15 protein-coding genes are annotated in these 15,318 nt (G+C 40.9%); 11 read left to right on the top strand and 4 right to left on the bottom strand.

The genetic code is table 11. From position 1 onward, the window contains the following. Nucleotide 1: 1 nt before the first annotated feature. From panC to yjgA, 4 genes are read left to right on the top strand one after another with little or no spacing between them, the layout of a single operon-like run. The gene (panC, locus tag B1201_RS05520) at nucleotides 2-850 is read left to right on the top strand and encodes a pantoate--beta-alanine ligase (protein ID WP_078192648.1); all 849 of its coding nucleotides are present in this window, start codon (nucleotides 2-4) and stop codon (nucleotides 848-850) included. A 22-nt stretch (nucleotides 851-872) separates the two neighbouring features. Beyond that, complete coding sequence (rapZ, locus tag B1201_RS05515) at nucleotides 873-1,724, top strand: RNase adapter RapZ (protein WP_078189595.1); 852 nt, start codon at nucleotides 873-875, stop codon at nucleotides 1,722-1,724. Further along, nucleotides 1,721-1,990: an HPr family phosphocarrier protein gene (locus B1201_RS05510; RefSeq protein WP_067763492.1), complete on the top strand. Its 270-nt coding sequence runs from the start codon at nucleotides 1,721-1,723 to the stop codon at nucleotides 1,988-1,990. Before rapZ ends, B1201_RS05510 begins: the two co-directional genes overlap by 4 nt. A 2-nt stretch (nucleotides 1,991-1,992) precedes the next feature. Then, a complete protein-coding gene (gene yjgA, locus B1201_RS05505) occupies nucleotides 1,993-2,526 on the top strand; it encodes a ribosome biogenesis factor YjgA (RefSeq protein ID WP_078192647.1) in 534 nt (177 codons plus the stop codon). Between the two features lie 175 nt (nucleotides 2,527-2,701). On the opposite strand, the gene B1201_RS05500 is transcribed toward yjgA, so the two are convergent. After that, complete coding sequence (locus tag B1201_RS05500; protein WP_078192646.1) at nucleotides 2,702-4,342, bottom strand: acyl-CoA synthetase; 1,641 nt, start codon at nucleotides 4,340-4,342, stop codon at nucleotides 2,702-2,704. Nucleotides 4,343-4,876: 534 nt separating this feature from the next. Here B1201_RS05500 and B1201_RS05495 point away from each other — a divergent pair. Beyond that, nucleotides 4,877-6,157 carry a D-arabinono-1,4-lactone oxidase gene (locus B1201_RS05495; RefSeq protein WP_078192865.1) on the top strand — a complete coding sequence of 427 codons (1,281 nt, stop codon included), beginning with the start codon at nucleotides 4,877-4,879 and terminating at the stop codon, nucleotides 6,155-6,157. Nucleotides 6,158-6,214: 57 nt separating this feature from the next. Beyond that, complete coding sequence (locus B1201_RS05490; RefSeq protein ID WP_078192645.1) at nucleotides 6,215-7,366, top strand: alanine racemase; 1,152 nt, start codon at nucleotides 6,215-6,217, stop codon at nucleotides 7,364-7,366. Nucleotides 7,367-7,429: 63 nt separating this feature from the next. Here the strand turns inward: B1201_RS05490 and B1201_RS05485 are convergent, their stop codons facing one another. Then, nucleotides 7,430-9,049, bottom strand: a complete 1,620-nt coding sequence (locus B1201_RS05485) for a glutamate synthase-related protein (RefSeq protein ID WP_078192644.1) — start codon at nucleotides 9,047-9,049, stop codon at nucleotides 7,430-7,432. Nucleotides 9,050-9,368: 319 nt separating this feature from the next. Here B1201_RS05485 and thrS point away from each other — a divergent pair, with 319 nt between their 5' ends. Further along, nucleotides 9,369-11,291, top strand: a complete 1,923-nt coding sequence (thrS, locus tag B1201_RS05480; RefSeq protein ID WP_078189589.1) for a threonine--tRNA ligase — start codon at nucleotides 9,369-9,371, stop codon at nucleotides 11,289-11,291. Between the two features lie 5 nt (nucleotides 11,292-11,296). Next, entirely contained in the window at nucleotides 11,297-11,845 is a 549-nt protein-coding gene (infC, locus tag B1201_RS05475; RefSeq protein ID WP_078192643.1) for a translation initiation factor IF-3, read from the top strand. Nucleotides 11,846-12,555: 710 nt separating this feature from the next. Here the strand turns inward: infC and B1201_RS05470 are convergent. After that, nucleotides 12,556-13,017: an Hsp20 family protein gene (locus B1201_RS05470; protein ID WP_078192642.1), complete on the bottom strand. Its 462-nt coding sequence runs from the start codon at nucleotides 13,015-13,017 to the stop codon at nucleotides 12,556-12,558. A 315-nt stretch (nucleotides 13,018-13,332) separates the two neighbouring features. Between B1201_RS05470 and B1201_RS05465 the strand changes: the two genes are divergently transcribed. Further along, on the top strand, nucleotides 13,333-13,950 hold the full coding sequence (locus tag B1201_RS05465) for a glutathione S-transferase N-terminal domain-containing protein (RefSeq protein ID WP_078192641.1): 618 nt from the start codon (nucleotides 13,333-13,335) through the stop codon (nucleotides 13,948-13,950). A gap of 29 nt (nucleotides 13,951-13,979) precedes the next feature. On the opposite strand, the gene B1201_RS05460 is transcribed toward B1201_RS05465, so the two are convergent. Next, nucleotides 13,980-14,393 (bottom strand): energy transducer TonB, encoded by a 414-nt coding sequence (locus B1201_RS05460; protein ID WP_078192640.1) that lies wholly within the window; start codon nucleotides 14,391-14,393, stop codon nucleotides 13,980-13,982. A 181-nt stretch (nucleotides 14,394-14,574) separates the two neighbouring features. On the opposite strand from B1201_RS05460, the gene B1201_RS05455 reads away from it, so the two are divergent. Continuing rightward, nucleotides 14,575-14,859: a hypothetical protein gene (locus tag B1201_RS05455; RefSeq protein ID WP_078192639.1), complete on the top strand. Its 285-nt coding sequence runs from the start codon at nucleotides 14,575-14,577 to the stop codon at nucleotides 14,857-14,859. A 12-nt stretch (nucleotides 14,860-14,871) separates the two neighbouring features. Next, nucleotides 14,872-15,300: a YqaA family protein gene (locus tag B1201_RS05450; RefSeq protein ID WP_078192638.1), complete on the top strand. Its 429-nt coding sequence runs from the start codon at nucleotides 14,872-14,874 to the stop codon at nucleotides 15,298-15,300. The last annotated feature ends 18 nt before the right edge of the window (nucleotides 15,301-15,318 follow it).

Below are 15,318 nucleotides of genomic sequence, written 5' to 3'. Positions count from 1 at the left end.
CATGAAAACTGAAACAACGATTCAAGGTTTAAGTGCATCGCTAAATCCAGCACGTGCTGCGCGCAAAATCATTGGTTTTGTACCAACGATGGGGAACTTGCATGAAGGTCACCTTAATTTAGTTCGTGAAGCACGTAAACTGTGTGATGTCGTGGTGGTGAGTATTTTCGTTAACCCAATTCAGTTTGGTCCAAATGAAGACTTTGACAACTATCCACGTACTTTGGAACAAGATCAGCACTTATTGGCTGAAGTGGGTTGTGACATTGTGTTTGCACCGACTGTTGAACAAATGTATGGCAACAAACCGCGCTTAACCAATATTAGCGTGGGCGGCATTACCAATGATTTGTGTGGCGAACAGCGTCCGGGTCATTTTGACGGTGTTGCTGTTGTTGTGACAAAACTCTTTAATATTGTTCAACCGAATTTTGCATTCTTTGGGCAAAAAGATTACCAGCAACTTGCAGTGATTCGTCAGTTTGTACGTGACTTAAATATTCCACTAGAAGTGATTGGTGTGCCGATTACTCGTGCTGAAGATGGTTTGGCATTGAGCTCACGCAATGGTTATTTGAGTGCGGAAAATCGTGCGATTGCACCAACGATTTACCAAAGCTTGAAAACGGCTGAGGCAGAATTACATGCTGGAACTCAACTGGCAGATGTGTTAGCGAATATTAAAGCAACATTGACAGCAGCGGGTTTTGTTGTGGACTATGTTGAAGCACGTACACCTGAATTACAGAAAATTGAAGAATTTGATCAAGACGTGGTGTTGTTTATTGCGGCTAAATTAGGCGCAACACGTCTTATTGATAATATGCAGGTTAAATATACTGCAGTTTAAAACGGCTATGGGGTAGCAAGCGATGAAGCGCATTTTAATTGTTACAGGACAATCTGGATCTGGAAAGTCATCTGCATTACAGATACTTGAGGATTTGGGCTATTACTGTATCGATAATTTGCCATTGGCCTTACTCCCCGAAATTGTTGAAAAACTCGATTCAGAAAATAATCTTGAACAATTGGCACTGGGTGTGGATGTCCGCAGTACACGTGCAGATTTACAAGAGTTCGATTTGGTTTTTCAACAGCTACAACGCCATGGCTCAGTCGATATTATTTATTTGACCACGCGTGATCAGGAATTGATTGCGCGATTCAGTTCATCTCGACGTCCCCATCCGTTGGCAAGTCGTTTCAAAAGTTTAAATGAGTGCATACAGGAAGAAAAATCTTTACTGTTGCCGATTCAATTACGCTCGACAGTACATATTGATACTACAGATAAGAGTGTACATGATTTAAAACATACCTTGCTGTCTAAACTTGGACAGGCAGATAATTTAATTTTGATCTTACAGTCTTTTGGCTATAAGCATGGTATTCCACTCGATGCAGATTATGTTTTTGACGTCCGTCATTTGCCCAATCCGCACTGGGATATGGAATTACGTAAGTATTCAGGATTAGATGAGCCAGTTCGTCAGTTTTTACAACAAAGTGAACAAACCAATGAAATGTTCCAAGATATTTATAATTTCTTGGATAAATGGCTGCCGGCATTTGCCGAAGGGCATCGTCATTACATGACGGTGTCGATCGGTTGTACAGGTGGGCAACACCGTTCGGTATATATCGTAGATAGACTAAAAAAAGCACTTGAGGCAAAATGGTCTATTCAGGTTCTACATAGAGAAATGAAGCACTGGTCATGATCGACACAACTGTTGACGTAATTAATAAACTGGGTTTACATGCGCGTGCATCTGGCAAGCTAATCGAAGTCACGACCAAATTTCGCTCGTCGATTCAAATTGGTAAGGGTGGAAAATTAGTAGATGCCAAAAATATTATGTCTTTGCTGATGCTTGGCGCAGGCAAGGGCACAACTTTACGCTTAGTGATTGAAGGTGCAGATGAAGAAAAAGCTTTATCTGAAATTCAAGCACTGTTTGCGGCAAAATTTTACGAGGCAGATTAAACGTGGCACGTCGACCGAACCGCTATACCGAAGAAGACTTTGAATCCTTAGAAGGACGTGCAAGTAAAACTGAGCAAAAGAAAGCTGTACAACGTATGGCTGCTTTGGGCGAGGAACTTGCAAAACTGAATCCTAAACAGATTAAAAATCTTCCTGTTGAAGAGCGTCTGATCGAAGCACTACTAGATGCACAAACAATTACTTCACATGAAGCGCGACGCCGTCAGTTTCAACGTGTAGGTAAATTACTGCGTAATGAAGATGAAACCATGATTTTATCTTACTTAACCCCGCAGCAAGGTGCGAAAAAAACAGCGCAGCTTCAACGCTGGACTGAACGTATGATTGCCCAAGGTGATCCCGTCATTAAAGAGTTCATGAAAGCACATAATGCTGCTGAACATCATCCTATTCGTCAGCATATTTTGCGTATTCAACGTGATATAGCAAAAAATGTAAGCGAAGAAGAACTGTCTGCGTCAAAGTTGAAATTGTTTAACTACATTCAACAAGTGGCTTTATTATCTGATAACTAATGCATGATTAGATAGTCAAGTACTTAGATAGCTCAATGATCAGAGAATTCAACATGATCTGATCATTGAAGCAAAACGTGAAGTTATAGACTTCACATCAAAAAAGCGACCTGATTAGGTCGCTTTTTTTGCTTAAATGATTGAAAAAATCATGCTTGGCTTTTGAGTTTTAATATTAACCAAATTCACCAACAGCGCGCTCTTTAGCCCATTCACGGAGAACGAACTTCTGAAGTTTACCTGTCGAGGTTTTTGGAATTTCGGTAATCACTACATCTTTAGGTACTTTGAAACGTGCAAGGTGCTGCTTACAGAATTCGATCAGTTCTTCAGGCGTTGCTTCTTTACCTGCTTTTAATTCAATAAAGGCACAAGGCACTTCTTGCCAACGAGGGTCAGGTTTTGCAACCACTGCAGCTGTCAGTACAGCAGGGTGTTGATATAGAATTTCTTCTACTTCGAGCGATGAAATGTTTTCACCCCCTGAAATGATCACATCTTTAGAGCGGTCAGTAATTTTGGCATAACCGTCAGGTTGGCAGACTGCTAAGTCGCCGGTATGGAACCAACCACCGGCAAAGGCTTCAGCCGTTGCTTCCGGGTTTTTCAAATAACCCTTCATTACGATGTTGCCACGGAACATGATTTCACCCATGGTCTGGCCATCATGCGGAACAGGTAACATGGTTTCAGGATCAATGACTTTCATGCCATCTTGAAGCGGGTATGGCACACCTTGGCGAGAATGCAACTGTGCTTGTTCTTGAATGGAAAGATCAGACCAACCAGCTTGCGATGCGCAAAGTGCCGATGGACCATATGTTTCAGTCAAACCATAAACATGTGTGACATTGATGCCAATATTACGCATCCCTTCAATAATCGCTGCAGGTGGCGCTGCACCAGCAACCATCACTTCAACGCGATGGTCAAATTGTGCTTTTTTCTCTTCAGGCGTATTGATCATCATTGAAAGTACGATTGGCGCACCGCAGAAATAATCTATTTTGTGTTCTGCAATCAATTTGAAAATCAGTTCAGGGTCAATTTTACGTAGACAAATATTGGTTCCGCCATTGGCTGCCATTGTCCAAGCAAAGCACCAGCCATTACAGTGGAATAGAGGAAGCGTCCACAGATACGTTGCACGTGGCGTCATGCCGCAAGCAATGATGTTACTCGCTGCATTGATATATGCGCCGCGGTGATGATACACCACGCCTTTTGGATTCCCTGTGGTACCCGAGGTATAGCTTAAACTAATCGCATCCCATTCATCTTGAGGTAAGTGCCATTCAAAGTTCGCATCGCCTTGCGCCAACCAGTCTTCAAATTCAATTTGTCCAATCGGTTGTGCTGTGCCTTCAAATTCAGCATCTGCAACATCAATGACATAAATGTCTTGATCGATCAAAGCCAAAGCTTCGGTGGCAACTTGAGCAAATTCAGGGTCAACCAACAGGACTTTGGTTTCTGCATGTTCCAGCATGAAGGCAATGGTTTTCGCATCAAGGCGTGTATTTAGCGTATTTAGTACAGCACCCGCCATCGGTACGGCAAAGTGTGCTTCAACCATAGCCGGAACGTTCGGTAATAACACAGACACGGTGTCGTTTTTGCCAATGCCTAATTGTTGCAACTGATGTGCAAATTGACGACAGCGGTTATATGTTTGGCGCCATGAAATATGACGATTGCCATGGATAATGGCATCCTGATCAGGATAAATATAAGCTGCACGCTCTAAATAACGTAGAGGCGAAAGTGCCACAAAATTTGCCGGGGTCCGTGGCAATTCATCGTATGCGCTAACCATCGTGGTACTCCAAGTCCATGTCTATTTGTTTTAAATCTGACTTAACAATAATTCAGTCCGTAGCTTCTCTGCATTTATGCTTTAGTCGAGTATTTACACTAAATTTTTAAGTGATTGAAATTTAACATAATAAAAACAATAAGGTGACGAAAATGAACCCTGTGGTTCTCAAAATTGATTTTTTAGCATAAATAATTTAGTTGAAAAATATACAGGGTTTGTTGGTTTTTTATACTAATTTGGCAGATATTTCCGTGTGTGATCTTTTTTATTGATTCGGTTTGAATGATGCTTAACGAATAATGTAGAGCGCCTTGAATAGTCTTTGTGGGGATATAAACGAATGATATTTTTTTTAATTGATCGTGGCTTATTTGCTGTTTTATAACAATAAACTTAAATTTGAGAAGATACAGAACTTCGTATAATCTAAGTAAAAAATCAAGATGGCTTGTGCATTAACATTGCAAAAGCGGAATCAAAAATAAAACAATACGGCTAAATACAATAAAAAGTATGGCGACAAGGATGAATATGACAATTCAACACGACATTGCATGGGAAAATTGGTCAGGTGCTCAGAAGTCGATCCCGAAGTCATTTATACAACCGCAAAATCTTGAGCAATTAATGGATGTGGTGCAATCCCATCCTAAGATTCGTATGGTCGGTGCAGGGCATTCTTTTAGCCCTTTGGCAAAAACTACAGATACCTTAGTACGTTTAGATCATTTCAAAGGCATTTTAGATATCGATGTAGAACGCTGCCAAAGTACCGTCCAAGCTGGCACACGATTATTTGATTTGGGGGAGAAGCTCGCGTCTTTTGATCAAGCACTGATTAATCAAGGAGATATTGATCGTCAAAGTTTGGCTGGAGCTATTTCAACAGGAACACATGGTACCGGACTCGAATTACCGTGTTTATCGGCGCTGGTTACGAGGTTTGAATTATTAACCGCGCAGGGTGAATTAATACAATGCAGTGCTGAACAGAACAACGAAATTTTCCAAGCAGGGCGTGTTTCACTCGGGAGTTTAGGCGTGCTGACGCATGTACAGCTGCAAAACCGACCGATGTATAAACTCAAAGAACAAACGCGATTATGTCCGCTGAAAGAAGTCATGCAGAATATGCAGCAATGGCAATATGAACATCGACATATTGAGTTCTGGGCATTTAGTCATGCCGATCAGGTTATTTTAAAAACCTTAGATATGACAGAAGATGACCTTCAACCACGGAAAGAACAGTGGTTAGATGACGACGTATTACTCAAATTTTGTGCAGAATTGACGCGATTCTTTCCACCACTGAATCCATGGCTACAAAAATTATTAGGTGTTTTTGTCAAACCTTCGATCAGCGTAGACTGGTCAAGTCGAATTTTTCCTTCTGCTCGAAATACCAAATTTAATGAGATGGAATACCAGATTCCGCTGCAACACGGGATGAATTGTTTAGAAGAAATTTTGCATACCCTTCGACGTCATAAGGTTCCGATGTTTTTTCCGCTAGAATATCGACTTGTACGTGGGGATGATATTTGGCTCAGTCCGTTTTATCAGCAAGATTCGGCCTCAATTTCGGTGCATCAGTTCTATAAGCAAGATTATCAAGTCATCTTTAAACTCGTGGAGCCGATTTTTTTAAAATATGGCGGGCGACCACATTGGGGGAAATTACATAGCCTAAATGCGCGGCAGCTTCAAAATGTGTATCCCAAGTGGCAGGATTTTTTAAAGATTCGACAAGATTTAGATCCAAAGCAAAAGTGGCTCAGTCCAGAGCTACAGCAATTACTGATTGAATAAGCATCGTGGAACGTTAAACGTTGAAGACCAATTGAACGATATGAAAAAGGGGATGGCATGGATGCATATTTTCAAAAGTTGAATTCGCTGTTAAAACAAAATGGTACGGGGATGCCCCAGTTAATCGTGGATGTTGATGCATTAAATCACAACTTGGTGATCACTCAGCAGCAAATGCCAGAGCGTCTGCATCCGCGCTTGGTGGTGAAATCCTTGGCCTGCATGGCATTGCTTCAACACTGTGCTACACAGCTTCAGACACAGCGTTTCATGCTATTTCATTTTGCACATCTAAAAACGCTTTTTGAATCGATTCCGCAAGCCGATGTATTGTTTGGAAAACCGATGCCGATTCAGGCTTTGAACCATGCAGACAAGGCAGTTTTGCAGGCAACGCAATCGCAAGTGCAATGGCTGATTGATAGTGAACAGCGTTTAGCCCAATACCTCAAATTTGCTGAGCAGCATCAACTGTGTCTACGCATCAATATCGAAATCGATGTGGGGCTACACCGTGGTGGCCTGAAAACCATCAATGAGCTAAAGGCTATTTTGGATGTAATCGTTCGACATCCTCAACATTTAAAATTTTCAGGATTGATGGGCTACGACGCACATGTGGCGAAGATTCCACGGCTGATCCAATCTGCTGAACAGACTTATCAACAATCCCAGCAAAGTTATCAACAATTCAAAGCTTATGTACAACAGCGCTACCCAACCTTATGTGATGAACACACCTGTTGGAATGGTGGTGGTAGTCCTAGTTTTAGTTTTCATTGTCAGCAGAGTGTCTGTAACGAAGTCTCGTTTGGCTCGATGTTATTAAAACCTGCAGATTTTGAACTGAAAAATTTACAAGCTTTCCAAAGTGCCTTGTGGATCGCCACGCCTGTGTTAAAAGTGTTGCCACGGACTGAATTACCACAGTTAGAATGGCTCAGTCGTTGGGCAAAATATCAGGCTGTATTTATTTATGGAGGCTATTGGCGAGGGGACTATGTTTATCCTCAAGGCAGTCAGCCCCATGCATTATATGGTCGCAGTAGTAATCAGGAGCTTGTGCAAATTCAGCAGAAAAGCAGTATAGAAGTAGATGATTATATTTTTTTACGCCCTGCCCAGAGTGAAATGATCATCCCTCAATTTGCACAGCTTTGGTTGTACCAAGCTGATCAATTCATGGCCTTTGAGACCTTCAGAGAATAAAAAAGAGCCCGTATGGACTCTTTTTAGGTTCAATTGTTTTGAAAAAAGCTCACGATTTGAAGCTTACTCAAATCCACTGTAGTGAATACCCGTGAGGTTCGACATTTCTTTTTTCCATGTGGTCAGGTCATCTTTGCAGAATTGATTCAGATGATGATGTCCGCAGGCACGAGCCATGACTTGCATCAGTTCAACGGATGCATTTAGAAAATTCGCCAGTTGTTGTGCCGATTTGTCTATTTCTAAACGACGACGTAAATGATCTTGTTGTGTGGCGATGCCGACAGAACAATCATTGCTTTGACAGGCACGCATAGCTAAACAGCCAATGGCTTGCATGGCAGAGTTTGAAATCGCGATGGCATCTGCACCTAAAGCGAGTGCCTTAATAAAGTCAGCGGGTACACGAAGTCCACCTGTGATCACTAAACTAATATCTGACCGTCCTAAACGGTCTAAATGACGACGTGCTCGTGCAAGTGCAGGAATGGTCGGTACAGAGATATTGTCACGGAACAGCGTGGGTGCTGCACCTGTACCACCGCCACGTCCATCTAAAATAATATAGTCCACACCGATGCTGAGTGCTGCGTCAATATCACGTTCAATATGCTGTGCGGAGAGTTTATAGCCGATCGGGATGCCGCCGGTTTCTGCTCGGACATATTCTGCAAATTCACGATATTGTGAAAGATGAGTCCAGTCGGGGAAAGTTGCAGGAGAAATGGCTGCGGTGCCTTCTGGTAATTTGCGCACTTCTGCAATCTTGCCAACCACTTTATGGCCTGGCAGATGTCCTCCCGTACCTGTTTTTGCAGCTTGACCGCCTTTAAAATGAAAGGCCTGACACTGTTTAACTTTTTCAATGTCATAGCCAAAACGGCCCGAAGCCAATTCATAAAAATAGCGTGAGTTGGCGGCTTGTTCCTCAGCAAGCATTCCACCTTCACCTGAGCAAATGCCTGTACCTGCAAGTTCAGCACCTGTTGCAAGGGCAACTTTGGCTTCTTGAGATAACGCACCAAAACTCATATCTGACACAAACAGGGGGATTTTGAGTTTTAAGGGTTTTTTAGCATTTGGGCCAATTACCACTTCGGTTGCTACGGGTGCATCATCTAACAATGGGATTTTCCACAGTTGTGCGGTGATCAGTTGAATGTCCTCCCATTTCGGAAGTTGATTAAAAGGTACGCCCATCGCCGCTGTCGGACCATGATGTCCAAATTTACTTAAGCCATTTCGTGCGAGTTCTAAGATCAATTTATTATGTGGTTCTTCTGGCGCGGGCGCGGAATCAGCATATAGGCCTTGGTATTGATCACGCTTATATTGTTGAGGATTTCTTTTCTCCCACGCTTGAATTTCTTCAAGATCGACATACACCTGATCGCCTTCCACCCACGCTTTAAACTTTTGCAGATTTTTATTCAGATAACGTGGGTTGATACCAGTTTTATAAATATAGTGCGAGCCATGCAGCCCACAGACGATTTTATCCCCTTGAATATGGGCATCAGCCATGAGGGCGCCGCGATGCTGACAGCGACCATACATGACCACGACTTGTTCTGCATCATCATCTTCAAGCCTTAAGACCACAAGATCGACATTGGCTGCAAGGGCATAAGCGGGTTGGAGCGGTTTTAAACTAGACCAAGATATAAGTGAATGTGCTTGCATGATACCTGCCTACATAAAGATTTCAGTGGGTATAGGTGTTCGAAATTCGGAATAATTTTATGAATTAGAACGTGATTATTATGTTGACAGCATAAAGCGTATTTCGGCTGAAATCTGCTTGAATTATCAGGAGTCTTGTAAAAGGCAGCAGAAAAATCAACTTCCATGGGATTAGAGGTTTATTAAAGTTGGCAGGGCGTGTAAAATTTAGGTCGAATTTTATTTATCCACCGTTTTTATCTTTTGAGGGTCTCCCTCGATCATAATCTCGCGGTGACATGCTCCATTGTACGGGGCATCACTCCTTAAGGATTTTTATATGCCAATTATCACTTTGCCAAATGGCGATCAAAAAGAATTTGATCATGCCGTGTCTGTGATGGAAGTTGCTCAAAGCATCGGTCCTGGTCTAGCAAAAAATACAGTTGCGGGTCGTGTAAACGATCGTTTAGTTGATGCGTCTGATTTAATTACAGAAGATGCTAGCCTACAAATTATCACGCCTAAAGATGAAGATGGTATTCACATCATTCGTCACTCTTGTGCGCACTTGGTGGGTCATGCAGTTAAGCAATTGTTCCCAGAAGCAAAGATGGTCATTGGTCCTGTCATTGAAGAAGGTTTCTACTATGACATCTGGATGCCACGTCCGTTTACTTTAGATGACATGGCAGCAATCGAAGAGCGCATGAAAAAGCTCATCGACCAAGACTATGATGTCATCAAAAAAATGACTCCACGTGATGAAGTGATCAAAGAGTTCACTGCACGTGGCGAAGAATACAAACTGCGTCTGATTGAAGACATGCCTGAAGAAACTGAAATGGGCTTGTACTACCATCAAGACTACTTGGATATGTGCCGTGGTCCGCACGTTCCAAATACTAAATTCTTAAAATCGTTCAAGTTGACTAAAATCTCTGGTGCTTACTGGCGCGGTGATGCGAAAAACGAACAGTTACAACGTATTTACGGTACAGCTTGGGCGGACAAAAAGCAGCTAGCTGCCTACATCAAACGTATTGAAGAAGCTGAAAAACGCGATCACCGTAAAATTGGTAAAGCGTTAGACTTGTTCCATATGCAAGAAGAAGCGCCGGGTATGGTGTTCTGGCATCCAAACGGCTGGACGATTTACCAAGTGCTTGAACAATACATGCGTAAAGTTCAACAAGCTAATGGTTACCAAGAAATTCGTACACCGCAAGTGGTTGATTTCACGCTTTGGGAAAAATCAGGGCACGCAGCTAACTATGCTGAAAACATGTTTACGACTCACTCAGAGAACCGTAACTATGCAGTAAAACCAATGAACTGCCCATGTCACGTGCAAGTCTTCAACCAAGGTTTGAAATCTTACCGTGATCTTCCAATTCGTTTGGCTGAGTTTGGTTCATGTCACCGTAACGAACCATCGGGTTCATTACACGGCATTATGCGTGTACGTGGCTTTACACAAGATGATGCGCATATCTTCTGTACCAAAGAACAAATCGGTACTGAAGTTGCAGACTTTATTAAACTGACATTAGATGTTTATAAAGACTTTGGTTTTGAAGAAGTTCAAATGAAATTGTCGACACGTCCAGAAAAACGTGTGGGTGATGACAAACTTTGGGACATGGCAGAAAAATCTTTAGCAGATGCTTTAGATGCTGCAGGCCTAGAGTGGGAACTTCAACCGGGTGAAGGTGCATTCTACGGTCCGAAAATTGAATTCTCATTGAAAGACTGCTTAGGTCGTGTATGGCAGTGCGGTACAATTCAATGTGACTTTAACTTACCAGAACGTTTAGATGCGTCTTATGTGACTGAAGATAACGACCGTGATCAGCCTGTAATGTTGCACCGTGCAATTCTTGGCAGTTTCGAGCGTTTTATTGGTATACTTATTGAACACTATGCTGGTTTCATGCCACCTTGGTTGTCTCCAATTCAAGCATGTGTGATGAACATTACCGATTCACAAGCTGAAGCATGTGAGTCAGTCGTCGCTAAACTTAAAGAAAGCGGTATCCGCGCGATTTCAGACTTGAGAAATGAGAAAATCGGCTTTAAGATTCGTGAACGTACTTTAGAGCGTATTCCTTACTTATTGGTTCTTGGGGACCGTGAAGTTGAGGAAGGTACTGTAAACGTCCGTACTCGCTCTGGAAAAAATTTGGGTACTATGTCAATTGATGCATTCGTTGACCTAGTAAAAGCAGCCGTAGCCGAACGCGGCCGGTACATTGTGGAGTAAAAGCGATTAAACAGCCTGACCGTAATCAACAGGGCGGAAAATCAAACCGTCCTGCCTTGAATGATGAAATTCGTGCAAAAGAAGTCCGTCTAGTAGACGAAAATGGCGAGCAAAAAGGGATTGTATCTCTTGCTGACGCTTTGCGTGCTGCAGAAGCAGTAGATCTTGACCTTGTTGAGATTGTTGCTAATGCTGAGCCACCAGTCTGCAAAATCATGGATTTTAACAAGCATTTGTTTGATCTAAAACAAAAGCAAAAAGAAGCGAAGAAAAAACAACATCAAGTACAGGTGAAAGAAATCAAGCTACGCCCTGGTACTGATGTTGGTGACTACAACGTTAAACTACGTGCCATTATCAAGTTCCTTGAAGAAGGCAATAAGGTAAAAATCACGCTTCGTTTCCGTGGTCGTGAAATGGCACACCAACAGTTAGGTTTGGCTCAATTGCAAAAAATTGAAGCTGACGTGGTTGACTATGGTGTTGTTGAACAAACACCAAAAATGGAAGGCCGTCAAATGGGTATGCTGCTTGGTCCTAAAAAGAAAAAGTAAGTATCCATTAAAAAAGCACTGCATTTGCAGTGCTTTTTTTTGCCTATATTTTGGTTTTTTAATCTCAATGATGTTCAAGGGCACCAATAATTTTTGCTGCGTATTGATTGGAAAATAGAGCAAAATTCATGAATGCGAACTTATGTCTGAGGGTATTAAGTAAGTTTCTTTAAGAAAGACAAATTTGATTATATTTTAATTGATATTCAATCGTTGTTTCGATTCAGACGTTTTGAAATGCTTTAATTTAGTTTTAATGTAGGTATAAAGTGAGCAAAGCTTTTTATTGAGCTAACTATGTGAGATCTATTTACATAACACCGGCCGTGAGATGGGGATTTTCAGTACCCTCCAATAGATTTTCATCTTGGTAATATTAGGTCGTATATTCCATGTCATAAAAGCAATCAGAACAAAGTACATTTCATAGAAATAGATAGTAATACAAAGTAGGATTATTTTTTGCAAGATACGCCAAAATTTAAAAAGAGTAGATGAACAGCTTGTAAGCCAGACCCACCAAGGATTCATTAAAAACACCTATGGGTAAGATTAAGTTGAGAATAGATAAAAAACGAAACATAAAATTTGCAATCTAGACACTATATTCTTGAGATGGCATGATTTTTTATTCTTGTTTGTCATGTTTTGAATCTAACTAATTTTCTTAATATAAAAAAGACCCCGAAGGGTCTTTTTTTTATGAGGGTTTACTCAGCGATATTTTCTTGGACAGGACTTTCTATCAATGCCTTTTTGCCAATTGGAATTTGGCGTGGTAGTTTTTCTTCAGGAATAATACGCTGTAAGTCCACTGTCAATAAACCATTTTCATATAGGGCTTGTTGCACTTCTATATGTTCATCTAAGCGTAAAGACAGTTTAAATGTACGACGAGCAATGCCTTTATGCAGGAATTCCACAGTTGTATCTTGCGCTTCAGTTGGTTTACCTGAAATGCTTAGCACTTGATTTTCTAAGTTTAGCGAAAGTTCATCTTCTGTAAAACCTGCGGTTGCCACCACAATGCGATAGCTATTTTCAGCCGTTTTTTCAATATTGTATGGCGGGTAATTTGGTGTGTCGCTTTGCATGGCATAATCAAATAAATCGTTGAAACGATCAAAACCAATGCTACGACGGAAAAGTGGGTTAAGATTTAAACTACTCATAATTAGAACTCTCTTTAATAAGCAAAGTTGTAACAATAAGAAATGTTCAGTGATGCTTGGCATCCACTGTTCACTAACAAGATCGTTTGATCCTTGTACATGTATCAATATCGGTCTGTGCTGATTTTTTTCAAGGGATTTTTATAAAAAAATTATATTTTTTGAATTTTTGTACCTTAAGTGATTTTAAAAGCAAAGTGATAATTCACATTTTAACGTTACTTTTCAGAAAAACTGACAAGCTTTCACTGGATTAAACATGTTATACATAAAGCAAAATGAGATTGCCTTACTGAAAATTAAAAAGGAATATAGATGATTGATCTCTACTATTGGGGTACACCCAATGGACATAAAATTACCATCGCTTTAGAAGAAATGGGTTTGGAATACCAAATTTTTCCGATTAATATCTTGGAAAATGATCAATTTCAGCCAGACTTTTTGAGAATTTCTCCGAATAATAAAATCCCTGCAATCGTGGATCAGAATGGCCCACGAGGAGAGTCAATTTCAGTTTTTGAGTCTGGTGCGATCCTGCAATATCTTGGACGTAAAACAGGTTTGTTTTATCCAGAAGATGAGTTTGAGCGCGTTGAAGTTGAACAATGGTTGATGTGGCAAATGGGTGGTTTTGGGCCCATGTTAGGACAAAATCATCATTTTAGTCGTTTTGCACCTGAACGTATTCCGTATGCAACTGAACGTTATGTAAATGAATCTAAACGCTTATATAAAGTTTTGAACCATCAGTTGATTGGTCAAAAATTTGTGGCTGGAGAGTATTCGATTGCAGATATGGCTATTCTGCCTTGGGCACTGCGTCATGAATGGCAGCAAATTCAGTTGGAAGATTATCCATACGTGAAAGACTATATTGATCGACTGACGGCCCGTCCAGCGGTACAAAAAGCCTTAGCGATACAGGTTTAAAAAAAAGAGCATGGAAACATGCTCTTTTTTTATGGAATGAATAGAAGCTTTTTCCACCAAGGTCTTTGGTTTTCTTTCAGTGTCTTGAGTGAAAAGGGCTGTACGGCAACAAAGGGGTAAGCGACACCATTTTTGATATAAGGTTTGAACTTGGCACGTAAAAGTGACTGCTCAACCCGCTTATCAATGTGCGTGAGTCCAGAGCTTTTGATTAATTCAGCTTTTTGAACTTCGCCAGTGGCTAAAACATACAATTTAAAACTAAGGTCACGATTTTGATTGCCAAGATCGTCATTGTTGAAGTTAAAAATAGGTCGCTTTTTCCAAATCATTTGATCTTGTGTAATCACGTGTTGTTTGGCAACTTCAGAAGGACTTTGTGCATATAAAGCGGTCAAAATTTGTAATAACACGATAAAACTTAAGCAAAGAATTTTTTTCATAAAGTGAGTTAAAATTATTCAATATTTGCGTGGCAGATTAGAAGTCTCATGTATAAAAGTAAAGTGCGGAAAGACTCACCTTAAGATTTTAGATAGGACGGAAGAAAATTCTAACGCTGTGTTAGAATGCGGCGCTGCCGAAAAGAACGCGTTGTTGACGGCTTAGTTGGACGATTTTGCGATGAAAGACTTTTTCTTAAATTTTACCCGTATTGTTGAAAATAACCCAAGAATCTATTGGAGTATTATTTTTGGTATTGCAGGCTGCTTAGTGCTATTTGTCGCTGAAATTGTGCATGTTCAAAATATTCTTGCAGATTTACATACCAAAGATCAAAACTTGATGCGAGCTGCGATTGAACCGATTTCTTCACAATATAAATGGTCGAGAATCGTTGTAATTGTTGCAGCAGTGCTTTGGTCAAATTTTGAATATTTGAAGTCGAAGAAAAAATTAGGTCTCTAAGCATTCGTTTCGATGTGGTCGTTTTTAGTTTTATTCTTCGCGGCATTTGGGGCTGCGACCTTACTTCCTTTACAGTCCGAAGCCGTATTGCTCGGCTTGTTGAGCTATGGTCAACATAATCCATGGCTGCTGATTGTGGTGGCCAGTATTGGTAATATTCTCGGTTCTTGTGTGAATTGGTGGCTCGGTTTAAAAGTAGAACATTATAAAAATAAAACATGGTTTCCCGTGTCAGAGCTGAAAATGCAGCAGGCACAGGGCATTTATCACAAATATGGCTATTGGTCTTTGCTACTGAGTTGGCTGCCGATGATTGGAGACCCAATTACTTTAATAGCGGGTTTAATGAAAGAAAACTTCTGGCGCTTTGTTTTCATGGTGACCGTAGCGAAAACCGGGCGTTATCTCTGTATTTATCTTATATTTTTAGGTTTTTTCTGAGATAACAAAACAGGGCAT

The organism is Acinetobacter sp. ANC 5600, assembly GCF_002018395.1.
Lineage (GTDB): Bacteria > Pseudomonadota > Gammaproteobacteria > Pseudomonadales > Moraxellaceae > Acinetobacter > Acinetobacter amyesii.
This window is presented reverse-complemented; position numbering and strand designations above follow the sequence as displayed.

Coding starts and splice junctions, on each gene's coding strand:
- panC (WP_078192648.1), top strand. CDS start 2: ATGAAAACTGAAACAACGATTCAAGGTTTAAGTGCATCGCTAAATCCA.
- rapZ (WP_078189595.1), top strand. CDS start 873: ATGAAGCGCATTTTAATTGTTACAGGACAATCTGGATCTGGAAAGTCA.
- B1201_RS05510 (WP_067763492.1), top strand. CDS start 1,721: ATGATCGACACAACTGTTGACGTAATTAATAAACTGGGTTTACATGCG.
- B1201_RS05500 (WP_078192646.1), bottom strand. CDS start 4,342: ATGGTTAGCGCATACGATGAATTGCCACGGACCCCGGCAAATTTTGTG.
- B1201_RS05495 (WP_078192865.1), top strand. CDS start 4,877: ATGACAATTCAACACGACATTGCATGGGAAAATTGGTCAGGTGCTCAG.
- B1201_RS05490 (WP_078192645.1), top strand. CDS start 6,215: ATGGATGCATATTTTCAAAAGTTGAATTCGCTGTTAAAACAAAATGGT.
- B1201_RS05485 (WP_078192644.1), bottom strand. CDS start 9,049: ATGCAAGCACATTCACTTATATCTTGGTCTAGTTTAAAACCGCTCCAA.
- thrS (WP_078189589.1), top strand. CDS start 9,369: ATGCCAATTATCACTTTGCCAAATGGCGATCAAAAAGAATTTGATCAT.
- B1201_RS05470 (WP_078192642.1), bottom strand. CDS start 13,017: ATGAGTAGTTTAAATCTTAACCCACTTTTCCGTCGTAGCATTGGTTTT.
- B1201_RS05465 (WP_078192641.1), top strand. CDS start 13,333: ATGATTGATCTCTACTATTGGGGTACACCCAATGGACATAAAATTACC.
- B1201_RS05460 (WP_078192640.1), bottom strand. CDS start 14,393: ATGAAAAAAATTCTTTGCTTAAGTTTTATCGTGTTATTACAAATTTTG.
- B1201_RS05455 (WP_078192639.1), top strand. CDS start 14,575: ATGAAAGACTTTTTCTTAAATTTTACCCGTATTGTTGAAAATAACCCA.
- B1201_RS05450 (WP_078192638.1), top strand. CDS start 14,872: ATGTGGTCGTTTTTAGTTTTATTCTTCGCGGCATTTGGGGCTGCGACC.